We start from the raw sequence: 15,969 nt of genomic DNA on the forward strand, positions 1-15,969 counted from the left end.
TCTCGGAACAGAGCCGGATTCTGACGTAAAAGCCCCGATCCAGACAGCACCGGCCGACCAGTGTTGCCCGCCTTCGAGGTCCCGGCTTATGCTCCGTCAAATTTTCTAGACACACGAATCAGGATCACGCACATGAATGGCCGTGCTCAGCAGCCTGTCCCGAATCACCAGCACACCGGCTCTTATTATGCCGCCAGCAGCTTGCCGCAGCCCGACCATCCGGTGCTGACCGGCGAAGTGGTGGCTGACGTTTGCGTGGTCGGTGGCGGATTCTCAGGGCTGAACACCGCGCTTGAACTGGCGGAGCGAGGCCTGAACGTGGTGCTGCTTGAAGCCCATAAAATCGGCTGGGGCGCCAGCGGCCGCAATGGCGGACAGTTGATTCGCGGCGTCGGTCATGGCCTGGATCAGTTTGCCAACGTGATCGGCACCGACGGTGTGCGCCAGATGAAACTCATGGGCCTGGAAGCGGTGGAAATCGTCCGACAAAGGATCGAGCGATTTCGGATTCCCTGCGATCTGACCTGGGGCTATTGCGACCTTGCCAACAAGCCTCGCGAGCTCGAAGGCTTCGCCGAAGACGCCGAAGAGCTGCGCAGTCTCGGCTACCGCCATGAAACCCGACTGTTGCAAGCCCATGAAATGCACACTGTGGTGGGCTCCAAACGCTACGTTGGCGGGCTGATCGACATGGGCTCCGGACATCTGCATCCGTTGAACCTGGCCTTGGGCGAAGCTGCGGCCGCCCAGCAACTGGGGGCGCAGCTGTTTGAACGGTCAGCTGTCACGCGCATCGATTACGGTCCTGAGGTCAAGGTGCATACCGCCCAAGGCTCGGTCCGGGCAAAGACCCTGGTACTGGGCTGCAACGCCTACCTCAATGAACTCAATCCCGAACTCAGCGGCAAAGTGCTGCCCGCCGGCAGCTACATCATCGCTACCGAGCCCTTGAGTGAAGAACAAGCCCATGCCCTGCTGCCGCAGAACATGGCGGTGTGCGATCAACGGGTGGCCCTGGATTACTACCGACTCTCGGCGGACCATCGCTTGCTGTTCGGCGGTGCCTGCCATTATTCGGGGCGCGATCCGAAAGACATCGCCGCCTATATGCGCCCGAAAATGCTGGAGGTCTTCCCGCAACTGAACAACGTGAGGATCGATTATCAATGGGGCGGGATGATCGGCATCGGCGCCAACCGCCTACCGCAGATCGGCCGGCTCAAGGAGCAACCGAACGTGTATTACGCCCAGGCTTATTCCGGTCATGGGGTTAACGCCACGCACCTGGCAGGCAAGCTGCTGGCCGAGGCCATCAGCGGTCAGCACAGCGGTGGCTTCGACCTGTTTGCCAAAGTGCCGCACATCACCTTCCCCGGCGGCAAGCATTTGCGCTCGCCGTTGCTGGCGTTGGGGATGTTGTGGCATCGGATGAAAGAGTTGGTCTGAACGATTCGCGGCGTCTGTGCCGACGCTTTCGCGAGCAAGCCGCTCTCACATTTGATAGTGATCGAACACAAAATCCGTGTTCGCCAAGATCCAATGTGGGAGCGGGCTTGCTCGCGAATCGATTTAAAGAACACCACTGGAATCAGATCCGCCAGAACGGCTTCAGCCCCTCCTCCCGCGCCTGCTCACGCGTCAGCCCGATATCCTTGAGCTGTTCCGGTGTCAGCGCCAGCAACGCCTTGCGAGTGTGCAGTCGCTGCCAGAACAGGTCCCAGCGGCTCAAGTGGGATGGCGCATTGCGCACAGGCACATGCCGCACACTGTCCCTTTGCCCTGCCGTCAGCTCCTGACTGTGTAACGTCAGCCGCACATCGCTCAAGCCGTTCATTTTGAATGCTCCTGTTTACTTGGGTAGCCAGAGCTTTCATGATGCGGGTGCGAGCAAAAGCATTACAGATTCAAAGCACATGTATTAGAACCATACAGATTTATCGTTTATGCCGCTGAATCGTGATTTTTTGCCTGATCTGTACCGGTCGCCCCCCTCTCCCATGCCGAGACTGCATCATGACCCTTTACGTCAACCTCGCCGAACTGCTCGGCACGCGTATCGAACAGGGCTTCTATCGCCCCGGTGACCGCTTGCCCTCCGTGCGAGCACTGAGCGTCGAACACGGGGTCAGCCTGAGCACGGTGCAACAGGCCTATCGGGTACTGGAAGACAACGGCCTGGCCATGCCACGGCCAAAATCCGGTTACTTTGTACCCGTCAGTCGCGAACTGCCGGACCTGCCGGCTGTTGGCCGTCCAGCTCAACGTCCGGTGGATATTTCACAATGGGATCAAGTGTTGGAACTGATCCGCGCCGTGCCGCGAAAGGATGTGGTGCAACTGGGTCGCGGCATGCCGGACATCAACAGTCCGACCATGAAACCCCTGCTGCGCGACCTGGCGCGCATCAGCCGGCGGCAAGACATGCCCGGCCTGTATTACGACAACATCCACGGCAACCTCGAACTGCGTGAACAGATCGCCCGCCTGATGCTCGACTCGGGCTGCCAGCTGGGGCCTGGTGACCTGGTGGTGACCACCGGCTGCCACGAAGCGCTGTCCACCAGTATCCGGGCGATCTGTGCACCCGGGGACATCGTGGCGGTGGACTCGCCGAGCTTTCACGGCGCCATGCAGACTCTCAAGGGGCTGGGCATGAAAGCCCTGGAGATCCCCACCGATCCGCTGACCGGGATCAGCCTGGATGCCCTGGAACTGGCATTGGAGCAGTGGCCGATCAAGGCCATACAGTTAACCCCCAACTGCAACAACCCGTTGGGCTACATCATGCCGGAGTCGCGCAAACGCTCATTGTTGACGCTTGCACAGCGTTTCGACGTGGCCATCATCGAAGACGATGTGTATGGCGAACTGGCCTACTCCTACCCGCGCCCTCGCACGATCAAATCCTTCGACGAGGACGGCCGCGTGCTGCTGTGCAGTTCATTTTCCAAGACCCTGGCGCCAGGCCTGCGCATCGGCTGGGTCGCGCCCGGGCGCTATCTGGAACGGGTGCTGCACATGAAATACATCAGCACCGGTTCGACCGCGCCGCAACCCCAGATAGCCATCGCCGAATTTCTCAAAGGCGGCCACTTCGAACCGCACTTGCGGCGGATGCGCACGCAATACCAGCGTAATCGCGACATGATGATCGACTGGGTGGCTCGCTACTTCCCGCCGGGCACGCGCGCCAGCCGCCCACAGGGCAGCTTCATGCTGTGGGTCGAGCTGCCGGAAGGTTTCGATACGCTCAAACTCAATCGCGAACTACACGATCAAGGCGTACAGATTGCCGTTGGCAGCATCTTTTCCGCATCGGGCAAATACCGTAATTGCCTGCGCATGAACTACGCTGCCAAACCAACGGCACAGATCGAAGAGGCGGTGCGCAAGGTCGGTGCCGCCGCCATCAGACTCTTGGCAGAGGTTGATGGCTGACAGGCTATACCTGTGCGCAATCACTCCAGCTCAATTCGAATTTTGTTTTCCAGGGTTTTAACATCACGCACCCGGGTTGCCTCCGGATTGATCCGGGCATCGAGTTCCAGTTCCAGATCCCAATGTGTGCCGAGTGCAGCTGCGCCGTTACGCCACGGCATGATCCGCTCACCTGGACGCAACAGGCCCGTATCAACCGGGCTCTCCTCGCCTTCTCGGCGCCATGCCATGGCAACACCATCCAGCCGGGCGGACAGAATGCTGACCTGCAACACTCCATCGCCAAACGGGAAGTGCCGCATATCCACCGTTGCGCCGTCCAGCCAGAGCCTCATCGGCTGCGGTGCCGCGCATTGCACCTGCAACCGGGTTTGCCGCTTGCCCAGGATCAACGGCCCGCCGGCTGGCGAGCGCCCGAGCAGCTCCCCCCGGGTGGTCGAACCAAAATCAATCAAGGAGGGCGCCAGGGTTAACGTGCAGCGCTGCGCAGCCATCGCAGGAATAGTGCAAACAGACAGCAAAACACTGAAAAGCAAGCGGACGAACATTGCTCGCCGCGCAAGACAAGCAGATGGAATATCAGCTGGATTGTTCATGGGCAGTCCTTGGTCAAAATATACATATCAAGCCTCCTCGCAGACGCTTTCGGCGGTTTCGAACAACGCCGACGCCTCAGACTTTTGCGCGAGACTGACATTGAGCCTGCACGACGCCCCGTCGGGCAGCGTCAACTGCAACTGCATGTCGGGACGGGCGTCGACAAGAAAGATTTTCCCCGCGTCGACGACCGTCGTCAGGTAGCGCTGGTTGTGGTCGTAAACGCCCACGCCCTGTGTCACTGGCCGACCATCCGCCCGGCGCGCCATCAACAATACTCGGCGTGCACTGATGACCGAAAAGTCGAATGCCTGAACCGAGCCACGCCCGGCCTCGACTTCCTGATAGCCATTGAGCACATCGAAGTTGCGCGGCAAGCTGGCGGTTTCGATCTCGATCCGGCCTGTGCGATAGGCTGGCAGACTGGCCACGATGGCGCGCCCGGCACCGTCGGTCCATACCGGCCCCTGCGGCGTGCGCAGCTTGACGCCGGCTTCGTCACCGACCTTCACCAGGCCAAAGGTGTCGCGCAACCAATAGGGCGACGGCGTGATGCCCTCGGCGTGGATGGCCAGACCACCGCTCATGGCCGCGTCATAGCCCGTCGCTCCGGCACCGCTACGGGTATAGCCGAGGTCGACACTGGTATAGCGTGGCAACAGACTGAGGCGTCCATTCATGTCGACTTGTCCTGCTGCCGCTCGATCGACACCGACGTTATAGCCCAACGTGTCATCGACCTGTTCGCTCAACTGTGCCCCCGTACGCAGCCCATTCGCACCGTCGTGGCGGGCGTAATGACTGAGGCTGCGTCGCTGGCCCAAGGCAAGACTCAGAGAAAAGAACGCCGCGGTTCCAGGACTGTTTTGCACCGACGCACCAAAATTTCTTTCCAGCCTCAGCGAAAGGTGAGTGTTCTTGAACACGCTGGACGACCAGGAAAGCCCCAAACGAGATTGCGCCTGACCGTTGGTGGTGGCGTTGCGCGAAACCACGGCACCCAACGTCCCAAGGTTTTCCAGCGTACCGCTCACTGACGCGCTCAATTGCTGGCTGGCACGTGACTCGGGCGCTCTGCGCTTCTCGTTCCAGGCTGTATCGGTCAGCGTACGGAAACCCTCGGTCTGCTGCGAAGCAGTAAGGCCTGCGGACACGCTACGGCCGAGGGATGTGCTCAATGATGCCTGCAGTTGAGAACCTCGCAATTGCACGGCAGGAGTACTGGAAAACACATGTTGAGCACTGATCGTGGTGTGCTCGGACAGCGCCTGCTGTAGGCCCCAGCCGAATGCTTGATACTGGTCGGCCCCCATGAGTCCGGCACTCAGATGCGTGTTTGCACGCCACCGCCAGCTGTTGGTCGCGGCTGCAAACAAGGGTGTTTCGCGATCATCGCTGCCGAACCGGCGAACCTGGCCTAACGCCAGGGTGTATCCGGAGGGACCTGCGTTGTTGCCACGGCGCAAGGTTGCCGAAGGCACCGTGAATTGATGTTGTGAGCCACTGTCCTCCTGCACCGTCACTTCCAGATCGAGGTTGAGACTCAGTAGCGGCAAGCCACTGAGGGTAAAAGGACCACTCGGCACCAGGGTCGTGTAAATCACCACACCACTTTGCCGCACCTCGACACGGGCAGGCGAAAACGCCACTCCGTCGACAATCGTGTTGCTGCCAATCCCTTCGTTGGCCATGGCGCTGAGCGCGGTTTCCGGCTGTAACTGAACGCCGGTAAACGCGCCACCCGCCAGTAGCGGCGCAGCCAACGTAAGGTGCCCGAGCTGCATCCGGGTCTGGTGCTTTTCCCACGTGTGTTCGGCGTACGCATAGAGATGTTCGGCGCGCCCAGTGCCCTCGAACGCGCTATAGGATTGTCGACTGCGCACAATCCAGTCTCCGGCATTCAGACCGATCAAGGAGCTGAAGTTGCGGTACTGACTGGACTGTCCATTGGATTGTCGGTTGACCAGCAATGCGTCGTAGTTCAACAACCCGGCGCTTCCGCCGTTGGAGAAGCTGCGCTGTATCGGCCCCCGCGATAGCAGGGTGTGGGTCGGAACCCGCAAGGCCACTTCTTCCTTACCAGGAAGAAGACGCACCACGGCCTCGGGAATGGCCTGGGTAAGGAGCAGGCATGCGCCAGTGTCCGGAGCTTGCAGGGTACGCTCAGGCGCGTGTATGCCCGCACTGGCCAGCAGCGAGGAGTCGGCGCACAGCTCACCGTTTTCGTTGAACCTTGCGTGGGTGCGCCCCTTGGCTGTGCCATTGACCTCGAGGGTCACCTGCCGCTCTCCTTGTTCGAAACGAGGCGCCAGCCGGAAGTACTGCGCGAGTTGTGGATCGATCCCCCGCGCCTTGAGAACCTGGGCATCAAAAACGACGCCCTCATCAGCCACAACCTTGCCCAGCGCAGCCACCACGAGACTGACGGCACTCACAACCCTTATTCCCGCGGCTCGCCATGCGCACGAGCCCGGCATTACCTGGCGACCAAAGGCGCATCGTAAGTGCCCATTGCGAATCCGTAAGTGCTCGCAGGCGACAAGCGCACAGTCGCCCCCACCACCTCAGCTCCCGTCAGAACCAGCTCTTCGCCAGGCAGTACATAGGTACGCGGTAAATCCAGCGGTATGCCAAGCGGCATGATGCTGACCGACTTGGCCAGTCGGACCACATAAGGACTGGCGTTTCTGACCTGAACCTTACCGTCCCGTAACGACCAGCTCAGTCCTTTCCAGGGTTCACGCTCGACCGGCAGGCTCGCCGGACGCAGGATGACTGGAATATTCTGGCGTACCCCCAGTTTCACTTGAGCCTGCCCACCCGTTTCGGCAGGCAAGATGCCCTCGAAGATGACGCGCTTCAGGCGTTCGGTTTCGAGGGGTTTGGCGCTTTGCAGAATGAACCTGAGCTGCTGGGTTGCACCCGCCTCGACACGCGCCACTGGCTGGGTGACGACCAGCAGATGCTCACTGTCCTGAGGAATGTTCTCGATCACGGTGTACAACAGCGCTGGTTGGTCATCCGTGTTCTGAACGTTGATTGTTGCTTCGCCGATAGCTTCATCTACCAGCAAAACCGGAACCTCGGGCACCATGCCGACGGCAAATGCTCTCGCGCTGGAAACGGCCATACAGATAGCGAAGAACGCGCCAGGCGCGACCTGTTTTTTGAATGAAAACATAATGATTTCCAGGAGTGCCCGGGAGCTTGGCCGTAGCCGTCCCGGGAACCTGTGTTACAGGTAGTAAACGTCGAAGGTCACAAACCCATCGACTTTGTACTCATCGGTGGTAACTGGCAGATCCCTGGCCGGGCGTACTGCCGCTGCTACCTTCATGGGAAAGGCGTGGAACCTGGCGGCAATCGGCCCTTTAACCTCGTCTTCACCCCAGGAGTAGCTGACGGGTGCATTCGACACCATCAGGCTTTGCGGGATGCGCCAGTTAAGGTTATTGGGAGTGCGAACCAAAAACTGCTGTGCCCGCTCATCTGCACTGGGGATACCGACTCGCAAGCCAAAACCACCAATTGCAACGCCATCCACGGTGCCCAGACCGTAATACAGATTTTCACCAGTAAAACCGGTTGGGCTGAAAATCAAACCGGGTGCCTTGGTATCGCCACGACCATCCGTCACGGCGAACTCAACAGCCGCGGGGGCTGTGCAAGCGATACTTAGCGTGATGTCCTTCTCGGGAAAATTGGTTTGAGCGGCAATATTCAGATCGTTTGCAGATAAGTTACCCAGTTGCACAGTTGTACCACCGGCAAACGTTGGGACACACGAAGTTGGTGTAATAGCACCGGTCACAGTCAAACTGGTACTTGCTGCCGACGCCATCATCGGGGAAACAGCAATCGCGGCGGCGACTATCAAAAATAGATCTCTCATTATTAACTTCCTTGTTAGATATCGATATACAACAATTGAAGCTACACAACTTCCGGGAAGCAAAAACGGTTGATTTACCCCACAGATTTGTAAAGCGATGATTGCCGTTTTTTTGAAATTTTTCTGTAGGACATTTCGTTATACGCAAGAGGATAAGGCTATGCTTGGCGTGGCTTTCAGAAGACTCCAATGAAATTTTTAAAATGAAAAGACTTGTAACTTCCCACCACCCAATGTCTCCCCAACCACACTTATAACGGTGGCGCCCCAGATTATTGTTTCGCCCCCCGGCCCCTTTGCGGTTCACGAACACGCATTGAACTTTCTTTCAAAACAAATCCAACCATTGGAGCGCACTGAGAACCATCAACCTCCCAGGCCATGCCATACTCCGGCTTTGCCGCCATTCGAGATACTCGACTTGAGCTCAAGACAAACCATCGCCCTGTTGCTGCTGCTTGGTGTGTCAATGAGCGGTTGCGCCAACTTCGACCTGCAGGTCGAACCGAGCCAGGCACTACCGGCGAGCGCCTCGACATTCGGTCGCTCGGTCCAGGCCCAGGCCGCTACCCATGAAGGGAAATCGGGATTTCGCCTGCTGTCCGACAGCACCGAGGCGTTCACCGCCCGCGCCGAGCTGATTCGCAACGCGCAAAGCAGCCTCGACCTGCAGTACTACATCGTCCATGACGGCATCAGCACGCGGATGCTGGTGGCTGAATTGCTCAAGGCTGCGGACCGCGGCGTGCGCGTACGCATTCTGCTTGATGACACCACCAGCGATGGCCTGGACAAGACCATCGCCACGCTGGCGGCGCATCCACAGATCCAGATTCGCGTGTTCAACCCGTTGCATCTGGGTCGCAGCACCGGCGTGACGCGCACCGTGGGCCGGTTGCTGAATGTATCTCGGCAACATCGACGCATGCACAACAAGCTGTGGCTGGCCGACAACAGCATGGCGATTGTCGGAGGGCGCAACCTGGGGGACGAGTATTTCGACGCCAAGCCCAACCTGAACTTCACCGACATCGACATGCTCGGCGTCGGCCCGGTCGCCGAGCAGTTGGGGCACAGTTTCGACCAGTATTGGAATAGCGCCCTGAGCAAGCCCATCGATGAGTTTGTATCAAGCAAGCCGACCGCCGAGGATCTGCAAAACACCCGCACCCGGCTGGAAGAATCCCTGGAAGAATCGCGCAAACAGAACCACGCGCTCTATCAACAGTTGATGACTTTCGCCACGCAGCCGCGCCTGGATATCTGGCGCGAAGAGTTGATATGGGCCTGGAATCAGGCGCTATGGGATGCACCGAGCAAAGTGCTGGCCGACGGCGAGCCCGATCCACAGTTGCTGCTGACGACTCAGTTGGCCCCCGCACTCGATGGCGTCAACAAAGAGCTGATCATGATCTCGGCCTATTTTGTACCCGGCCCACCGGGGCTGGTTTACCTGACCGGACGTGCTGACGCCGGCGTGTCGGTGCTATTACTGACCAACTCATTGGAAGCCACGGACGTGCCGGCGGTTCATGGCGGCTATGCACCGTATCGCAAGGCGCTGATGGAGCACGGCGTGCAGCTCTTCGAACTGCGCCGCCAGCCCGGCGACAACAGCGGTAGCGGACCTCGCCTGTTTTCCAGCAAGTCTTATGGGGACTCCGATTCAAGCCTGCACAGCAAGGCAATCATCTTCGACCAGCAAAAGGCATTCATCGGCTCGTTCAACTTCGACCCCCGCTCGGTACTGTGGAACACCGAAGTCGGGGTGCTGGTGGACAGCCCGGAACTGGCGGCCCACGTTCGCGAGCTAGCCTTGCAGGGCATGGCGCCGCCATTGGCCTACAAGGTGGAGCTGGATAAAAACCAACTCGTATGGGTTACCGAAGATGACGGCAAAATGCACACCTTGACCCGTGAACCTGGCAGTTGGTGGCGACGCTTCAATGCCTGGCTGAGCAACGTCGTCGGGCTGGAGCGCCTGCTTTGAAGCTTCTCAAGCTGGCTGCACCGCGCCAAACGCCCCCTGCCGCGACACCAGGATCACCAACCCAAACGCCCCCGCCGCCATCAGCAACGGTAACGCATGCCCGCTGATCCACTGGCTGCCGGCACCGGCAATCAAGGGCCCGAGAAGGCAACCGATCCCCCACAGTTGTGCGATGTGCGCATTGGCCCGCACCAGCGCATCGTCGCGATACCGCTCGCCAATCAGGATCAGCGATAAAGTAAACAGCCCGCCGGCACTGGCGCCGAACAGCACCCACAGCGGCCAGATCAGCAAGGTCTCGATCAGCAACGGGATCGCCAGGCTCGAGACCAGCAATACCACCGCGCAACCGATAAACAACGTACGCCGCGACACGCGATCGGCCAGCGCACCGATGGGCAGTTGCAGCAAGGCATCGCCCACCACGACCGTGCTGACCATTGCCAAGGCGATTTCCGTGGTGAAGCCCTGGCGCAGGCAATAGACGGGCAACAGCGTCAGGATCATCGCTTCGAACGCCGCGAACAGCGACACCGCCCAGGCAATGGCCGGCAGACCCCGGCAGAAGGTCAACAAATCACCGAAGGTTACGCTACAGGCCTCGCTGCCAGGCGCGCCGCCACGCCCCAGCAGCAGGAACGGTGCCGCCACCAGCAGCCCCACGCCGACCCAGAAACCGTAATCGTGCTCGGTACCCAGCACGCCCAGCAGGATCGGTCCGGCCAACTGGCTCAAAGCGTAACTGCTGCCGTACAACGCCACCAGCCGTCCGCGCCACTCTTCGACCACCAGTTGATTGATCCAGCTTTCACCGAGGATGAAGACCAGGGTGAGGATAACGCCGATCATCAGGCGCAGCACCAGCCAGATCGGATAACTCGGCATCAGCGCCAGCACACCGATGGACACCGCCCCGGCCCACAGGCTCAGGCGCATCAGATTGGCAGTGCCCAGGCGCGCCGCCAGATGACTGGAAATCTTCGCGCCCAGCAGCACACCAAAGGCCGGCATGGCCGCCATCACGCCGATAGCAAACGAGCCGTAGCCCCAACTTTCCAGGCGGAACGACACCAGCGGCATGCTGACACCCAGGGCCAGGCCGACACTCAAGACAGACGCCAACACGGCGAAATACGTCGCCCAACGCATGTTCCACGCTCCTGTGGATATTTTTATGGTCTGCGCAAAACAATGTGGGAGCGGGCTTGCTCGCGAAGAGGCCATCACATTCAACATCAATGTTGACTGTCACACCGCCTTCGCGAGCAAGCCCGCTCCCACAGGGGATCTACGTCGTTAAGAAAACCGACTTACAGCTTGATCCAGGTCGCCTTCAGCTCGGTGTACTTGTCGAACGCATGCAGCGACTTGTCGCGACCGTTGCCGGACTGCTTGAAGCCACCGAACGGCGCTGTCATGTCGCCGCCATCGTACTGGTTGACCCATACGCTACCAGCACGCAGTGCGCGAGCGGTCAGGTGCGCCTTGGAGATGTCCTTGGTCCACACTGCAGCGGCGAGGCCGTATGGCGTGTCGTTGGCGATCGCGATGGCTTCTTCGGCGGTATCGAAAGCGATGACCGACAGCACAGGACCGAAGATCTCTTCCTGGGCGATTTTCATCGCGTTGCTCACGCCATCGAAAATCGTTGGTTCAACGTAGGTGCCGCCCGTTTCCTGCAGCGTACGCTTGCCACCCGCGACGAGCTTGGCGCCGTCGCTGTGACCGGACTCGATGTACGACAGCACGGTGTTCATCTGCTGGGTATCCACCAGCGCGCCGACGTTGGTCGCCGGGTCCAGCGGGTTGCCCGGCTTCCAGGTTTTCAGGGCTTCGATCACCAGCGGCAGGAACTGGTCCTTGATCGAGCGCTCCACCAGCAGGCGCGAACCGGCGGTGCAGACTTCGCCCTGGTTGAACGCAATGGCGCCGGCAGCGGCTTCAGCGGCCTCTTGCAGATTCGGCGCATCGGCGAAAACGATGTTCGGGCTCTTGCCACCGGCTTCGAGCCAGACGCGCTTCATGTTCGACTCGCCGGAGTAGATCAGCAGTTGCTTGGCGATCTTGGTCGAACCGGTGAACACCAGGGTGTCTACGTCGTTATGCAGGGCCAGGGCCTTGCCGACGGTGTGACCGTAACCTGGCAGCACGTTGAGCACGCCTTTCGGGATGCCGGCTTCGACGGCCAGGGCAGCGATGCGGATGGCGGTCAGCGGGGATTTTTCGGATGGCTTGAGGATTACCGAGTTACCGGTGGACAACGCCGGGCCGAGCTTCCAGCAGGCCATCATCAGCGGGAAGTTCCACGGCACAATGGCACCGACAACGCCGACCGGCTCGCGAGTCACCAGACCCAGCTGATCGTGCGGAGTAGCCGCCACTTCATCGTAGATCTTGTCGATGGCTTCGCCACTCCAGCTCAGGGCTTGCGCCGCACCAGGAACGTCGATGTACAGGGAATCGCTGATCGGCTTGCCCATGTCCAGGGTTTCAAGCAGGGCCAGCTCTTCGGCGTGCTGCTTGAGCAGGCCGGCGAAACGGATCATGGTGGCTTTGCGTTTGGTCGGCGCCAGGCGCGACCAGACACCGGAATTGAAAGTGGCGCGGGCGTTTTCAACAGCGCGCTGGGCATCGGCGGCGTCACAGCTGGCAATCTTGCCCAGCAGGCGACCATCGACCGGGCTGATGCACTCGAAGGTCTCGGCAGAGACGGCATCGGTGTATTCGCCATTGATGTAGGCGCGGCCTTCGATCTTCAGATCGCGAGCGCGTTGCTCCCAGTCGGCACGAGTCAGGGTGGTCATGCGAGTGTCCTCCTCTTATTGAATACGACACCCGCGTTCTTCGCGGGCGCTGTCAGGAATTCTGCCCGGCCAGCCTGCTTTCGGCCCAAGGCAATCACCACCCTAAACCAGCGGCAGGTGAAGTTTCAATATATTTGACATAACGCCGGCAAACGGCCTTGCGATGTTCATTTTAATAAACATAGACTTTGGCTCTTTCAACCACTCGCGTCGCAATCACGGGGGAATACAACAATGAGCATCCAGAACATCGTCGACTTCAGCCAGGCCACCACCGAACCCGAGCGTTATCGCCCGGACCCGGCGAAAGTCCTCAAGGGCGACCCTGAGCAAGTGGTGTACAACCACTACAACAGCCCATGCGGCCAGCTGAATGCCGGCGTATGGGAAGGCGCCGTCGGCCAGTGGCTGGTGAACTTCACCGAGCATGAATACTGCGAAATCGTCCAGGGCGTTTCCGTGCTGCGCGACAACGACGGCAACAGCAAAACCGTACGCGCGGGCGATCGCTTCGTGATCCCGGCAGGCTTCCGGGGTACCTGGGAGGTGCTGGAGCCGTGCCGCAAGATTTATGTGGCGTTTGAGCAGAAGGCCTGAGGATTTTTGTTGTCAGGAAAGCCCGCTCCCACAGTTGCCCGCATTCCAATGGGGGAGCGAGCCTGCTCGCGAAGGGGCCGCCCCGACCAATGCAAAACCATCAGGCAACAAAAAAGGCCCGTATCTCGCGATACGGGCCTTTTTCGTAAGTCGGGAAAAATCAATTACTTGATTTTGCCTTCCTTGTAGATCACGTGCTTGCGAACAACCGGATCAAATTTCTTGATCTCGATTTTGTCCGGGGTAGTGCGCTTGTTCTTGTCGGTAGTGTAGAAGTGACCAGTACCGGCGCTCGAAATCAAACGAATCAATTCACGCATGATTAGCTCCCTTAGATCTTGCCAGCGGCGCGGATTTCGGCCAGCACGACAGTGATGCCACGCTTGTCGATGATGCGCATGCCTTTGGCAGATACGCGCAGACGCACGAAACGTTTCTCTTCTTCAACCCAGAAGCGGTGATGCTGCAGGTTCGGCAGGAAACGACGACGGGTTTTGTTATTTGCGTGGGAAATGTTATTCCCAGTCACCGGACCCTTACCGGTAACTTGACAGACTCTCGACATGCCTCAGCCCTCTAAAACCACATGCCCAACCCGGCATGGGTTGGCCGCTTAATCTCTCAGTCATTTGGCGCCAGGCGCCGCGTTTCTTTAAGGGTCTTACCGGCTACACCTACAAACGAAGGAACCGGGCCCCTAGAAAAGAGCGCTGCTTTATACCAGAAAGACTCGAGTGCAACAACATTCGGTGTGCGCCGAGTTGATAAAAAACCCGTTTTTCAGCCGCCAAGCGCCTTGAATCAAGGCTATCGTCGATTTCGACCGCTCGTCGCAGAGAATCTGCCCGACAGGCCAATCGGGCTTTTTTCCAATCAGCGCTCACCAAAATCGCTCGGCTATAGTCCCCTGAAATCGAAAAAGGGGATAGTCATTTGCAATCCAGCCCACTAGGGTAAGCCTTTTCCAGACTGCACTCGCAGATGGGCCTTCGATCTGTAAAGGAACCCGACCATGCGCCTCGCGGCCCTACCGCTGTTGCTTGCCCCGCTCCTGCTGGGCCCACAGGCCTTCGCCGCCGCCCTGAGCGTGTGCACCGAGGCCAGCCCGGAAGGGTTCGATGTGGTGCAATACAACTCGCTGACCACCACCAACGCCTCAGCCGATGTGCTGATGAACCGCCTGGTGGATTTCGACACCGCCAGCGGCAAAGTGGTCGTCAGCCTCGCGGACAGCTGGGAAGTCACCCCGGATGGCCTGACCTACATCTTCAAGTTGCACCCTCAGGTGAAATTTCACCGCACCGAGTATTTCAACCCGACGCGGGAATTGACGGCCGAGGACGTGAAGTTCAGCTTCGACCGGATGCTCGACCCAGCCAACCCATGGCACAAAGTCGCCCAGAGCGGTTTTCCCCACGCTCAATCGATGCAATTGCCCGCGCTGATCAAGAAGATCGACGCGCTGGACCCGCTGACCGTACGCTTTACCCTGGATCACCCGGACTCCACCTTTCTCGCCACCCTCAGCATGGGTTTCGCCTCGATCTACTCGGCGGAGTACGCCGACAAGCTGATGAAAGCCGGCACGCCAGAGAAGCTCAACAGCCAGCCGATTGGCACGGGACCATTCGTGTTCACACGCTTTCAGAAGGACGCCACCGTTCGCTACAAAGCCAATGCCGACTACTTCGGCGGCAAGCCCTCGGTCGACCCGCTCATCTTTGCCATCACCCCCGACGCCAACGTGCGCTTGCAGAAACTGCGCCGCAACGAATGCCAGATTGCCCTGTCGCCCAAGCCTCTGGATGTACAGGCCGCGATGAAAGAGCCAACGTTGAAAGTCGAAAAGACTGACGCCTTCATGACCGCCTTCGTTGCCATCAACAGTCAACACCCCCCCTTGGACAAACCTGAGGTGCGCCAGGCGATCAACCTCGCCTTCGACAAGGCCAACTACGTAAAAGCCGTGTTCGAGGACACCGCCGAACCCGCCAACGGCCCCTACCCGCCCAACACCTGGAGCTATGCGAAAGCATTGCCGGGCTACCCCCGTGACATCGAGAAGGCCAAGGCATTGATGGCCAAGGCAGGGCTCAAGGAGGGTTTCCAGACCACGATCTGGACCCGTCCGTCTGGCAGCCTGCTGAACCCCAACCCGAGCCTGGGTGCCCAGTTGCTGCAGTCCGACCTGGCGGAAATCGGCATTCAAGCGGAAATTCGCGTGATCGAATGGGGCGAACTGATCCGCCGCGCCAAGGCTGGTGAACACGACCTGTTGTTCATGGGCTGGGCCGGTGACAACGGCGACCCGGACAACTTCCTCACGCCGCAGTTTTCCTGCGCCGCAGTCAAGTCCGGGACCAACTTTGCCCGCTATTGCAACCAGGACCTGGACAAGTTGATCAGCGCCGGCAAGACCACCGGCGAGCAAGGTGTGCGCACCAAACTCTACGAACAGGCGCAGACGCAAATCCAGCAACAGGCGTTGTGGCTGCCGCTGGCTCATCCGACGGCCTTCGCGCTGACGAACAAGAATGTCGAGGGGTATTCGGTGAGCCCGTTCGGGCGGCAGGACTACTCCAAGGTCAACATCAAATAGTCCGCCCCGACGCAAAACTCTGTAGGCGCCGGCTTGCTGCGGGCGCCTACAA

The 15,969-nt window shown here is 59.5% G+C and carries 14 protein-coding genes; 5 read left to right on the top strand and 9 right to left on the bottom strand.

Annotated features, from left to right (window positions below; all coding sequences use genetic code 11):
* Positions 1–132: 132 nt before the first annotated feature.
* Positions 133–1,446: an NAD(P)/FAD-dependent oxidoreductase gene (locus tag BKX96_RS17360; RefSeq protein ID WP_077184912.1), complete on the top strand. Its 1,314-nt coding sequence runs from the start codon at positions 133–135 to the stop codon at positions 1,444–1,446.
* 142 nt (positions 1,447–1,588) lie between these two features.
* Here the strand turns inward: BKX96_RS17360 and BKX96_RS17365 are convergent, their stop codons facing one another.
* Positions 1,589–1,834, bottom strand: coding sequence for a DUF1127 domain-containing protein (locus BKX96_RS17365; protein ID WP_046818516.1), 246 nt, complete (start codon positions 1,832–1,834; stop codon positions 1,589–1,591).
* A gap of 179 nt (positions 1,835–2,013) precedes the next feature.
* On the opposite strand from BKX96_RS17365, the gene BKX96_RS17370 reads away from it, so the two are divergent.
* Positions 2,014–3,438: an aminotransferase-like domain-containing protein gene (locus BKX96_RS17370; RefSeq protein ID WP_077184915.1), complete on the top strand. Its 1,425-nt coding sequence runs from the start codon at positions 2,014–2,016 to the stop codon at positions 3,436–3,438.
* 20 nt (positions 3,439–3,458) lie between these two features.
* Here the strand turns inward: BKX96_RS17370 and BKX96_RS17375 are convergent, their stop codons facing one another.
* From BKX96_RS17375 to BKX96_RS17390, 4 genes are read right to left on the bottom strand one after another with little or no spacing between them, the layout of a single operon-like run.
* Positions 3,459–4,034, bottom strand: a complete 576-nt coding sequence (locus BKX96_RS17375) for a DUF1120 domain-containing protein (protein ID WP_143512444.1) — start codon at positions 4,032–4,034, stop codon at positions 3,459–3,461.
* Positions 4,035–4,061: 27 nt separating this feature from the next.
* Entirely contained in the window at positions 4,062–6,470 is a 2,409-nt protein-coding gene (locus BKX96_RS17380) for a fimbria/pilus outer membrane usher protein (RefSeq protein WP_256721549.1), read from the bottom strand.
* Positions 6,471–6,511: 41 nt separating this feature from the next.
* A complete protein-coding gene (locus tag BKX96_RS17385) occupies positions 6,512–7,216 on the bottom strand; it encodes a fimbria/pilus chaperone family protein (protein WP_077184919.1) in 705 nt (234 codons plus the stop codon).
* A gap of 54 nt (positions 7,217–7,270) precedes the next feature.
* Complete coding sequence (locus tag BKX96_RS17390; protein ID WP_046818521.1) at positions 7,271–7,927, bottom strand: DUF1120 domain-containing protein; 657 nt, start codon at positions 7,925–7,927, stop codon at positions 7,271–7,273.
* 469 nt (positions 7,928–8,396) lie between these two features.
* Between BKX96_RS17390 and BKX96_RS17395 the strand changes: the two genes are divergently transcribed.
* A complete protein-coding gene (locus tag BKX96_RS17395; RefSeq protein WP_143512446.1) occupies positions 8,397–9,917 on the top strand; it encodes a phospholipase D family protein in 1,521 nt (506 codons plus the stop codon).
* A 6-nt stretch (positions 9,918–9,923) separates the two neighbouring features.
* On the opposite strand, the gene BKX96_RS17400 is transcribed toward BKX96_RS17395, so the two are convergent.
* Both BKX96_RS17400 and BKX96_RS17405 read right to left on the bottom strand, forming a co-directional pair.
* Positions 9,924–11,066, bottom strand: a complete 1,143-nt coding sequence (locus tag BKX96_RS17400; RefSeq protein ID WP_046818523.1) for an MFS transporter — start codon at positions 11,064–11,066, stop codon at positions 9,924–9,926.
* Positions 11,067–11,227: 161 nt separating this feature from the next.
* Entirely contained in the window at positions 11,228–12,721 is a 1,494-nt protein-coding gene (locus BKX96_RS17405; protein ID WP_046818524.1) for an aldehyde dehydrogenase, read from the bottom strand.
* Positions 12,722–12,955: 234 nt separating this feature from the next.
* On the opposite strand from BKX96_RS17405, the gene BKX96_RS17410 reads away from it, so the two are divergent.
* Positions 12,956–13,318 carry a cupin domain-containing protein gene (locus BKX96_RS17410; protein ID WP_046818525.1) on the top strand — a complete coding sequence of 121 codons (363 nt, stop codon included), beginning with the start codon at positions 12,956–12,958 and terminating at the stop codon, positions 13,316–13,318.
* Positions 13,319–13,482: 164 nt separating this feature from the next.
* On the opposite strand, the gene rpmG is transcribed toward BKX96_RS17410, so the two are convergent.
* Together rpmG and rpmB are read right to left on the bottom strand one after the other, a co-directional pair.
* A complete protein-coding gene (gene rpmG, locus BKX96_RS17415) occupies positions 13,483–13,638 on the bottom strand; it encodes a 50S ribosomal protein L33 (RefSeq protein WP_007894709.1) in 156 nt (51 codons plus the stop codon).
* A gap of 11 nt (positions 13,639–13,649) precedes the next feature.
* Positions 13,650–13,883 carry a 50S ribosomal protein L28 gene (rpmB, locus tag BKX96_RS17420; protein ID WP_003176907.1) on the bottom strand — a complete coding sequence of 78 codons (234 nt, stop codon included), beginning with the start codon at positions 13,881–13,883 and terminating at the stop codon, positions 13,650–13,652.
* A gap of 447 nt (positions 13,884–14,330) precedes the next feature.
* On the opposite strand from rpmB, the gene BKX96_RS17425 reads away from it, so the two are divergent.
* Positions 14,331–15,917, top strand: coding sequence for an ABC transporter substrate-binding protein (locus tag BKX96_RS17425; protein WP_077184921.1), 1,587 nt, complete (start codon positions 14,331–14,333; stop codon positions 15,915–15,917).
* The last annotated feature ends 52 nt before the right edge of the window (positions 15,918–15,969 follow it).

The organism is Pseudomonas putida (genome assembly GCF_001976065.1).
Lineage (GTDB): Bacteria > Pseudomonadota > Gammaproteobacteria > Pseudomonadales > Pseudomonadaceae > Aquipseudomonas > Aquipseudomonas serbica.

Excerpts from the sequence above, each read along its gene's own strand:
- BKX96_RS17405 (WP_046818524.1), bottom strand. The coding sequence starts at position 12,721 with ATGACCACCCTGACTCGTGCCGACTGGGAGCAACGCGCTCGCGATCTG.
- BKX96_RS17400 (WP_046818523.1), bottom strand. The coding sequence starts at position 11,066 with ATGCGTTGGGCGACGTATTTCGCCGTGTTGGCGTCTGTCTTGAGTGTC.
- BKX96_RS17375 (WP_143512444.1), bottom strand. The coding sequence starts at position 4,034 with ATGAACAATCCAGCTGATATTCCATCTGCTTGTCTTGCGCGGCGAGCA.
- BKX96_RS17360 (WP_077184912.1), top strand. The coding sequence starts at position 133 with ATGAATGGCCGTGCTCAGCAGCCTGTCCCGAATCACCAGCACACCGGC.
- BKX96_RS17370 (WP_077184915.1), top strand. The coding sequence starts at position 2,014 with ATGACCCTTTACGTCAACCTCGCCGAACTGCTCGGCACGCGTATCGAA.
- BKX96_RS17365 (WP_046818516.1), bottom strand. The coding sequence starts at position 1,834 with ATGAACGGCTTGAGCGATGTGCGGCTGACGTTACACAGTCAGGAGCTG.
- rpmG (WP_007894709.1), bottom strand. The coding sequence starts at position 13,638 with ATGCGTGAATTGATTCGTTTGATTTCGAGCGCCGGTACTGGTCACTTC.
- BKX96_RS17425 (WP_077184921.1), top strand. The coding sequence starts at position 14,331 with ATGCGCCTCGCGGCCCTACCGCTGTTGCTTGCCCCGCTCCTGCTGGGC.
- BKX96_RS17385 (WP_077184919.1), bottom strand. The coding sequence starts at position 7,216 with ATGTTTTCATTCAAAAAACAGGTCGCGCCTGGCGCGTTCTTCGCTATC.
- BKX96_RS17410 (WP_046818525.1), top strand. The coding sequence starts at position 12,956 with ATGAGCATCCAGAACATCGTCGACTTCAGCCAGGCCACCACCGAACCC.
- rpmB (WP_003176907.1), bottom strand. The coding sequence starts at position 13,883 with ATGTCGAGAGTCTGTCAAGTTACCGGTAAGGGTCCGGTGACTGGGAAT.
- BKX96_RS17390 (WP_046818521.1), bottom strand. The coding sequence starts at position 7,927 with ATGAGAGATCTATTTTTGATAGTCGCCGCCGCGATTGCTGTTTCCCCG.
- BKX96_RS17395 (WP_143512446.1), top strand. The coding sequence starts at position 8,397 with ATGAGCGGTTGCGCCAACTTCGACCTGCAGGTCGAACCGAGCCAGGCA.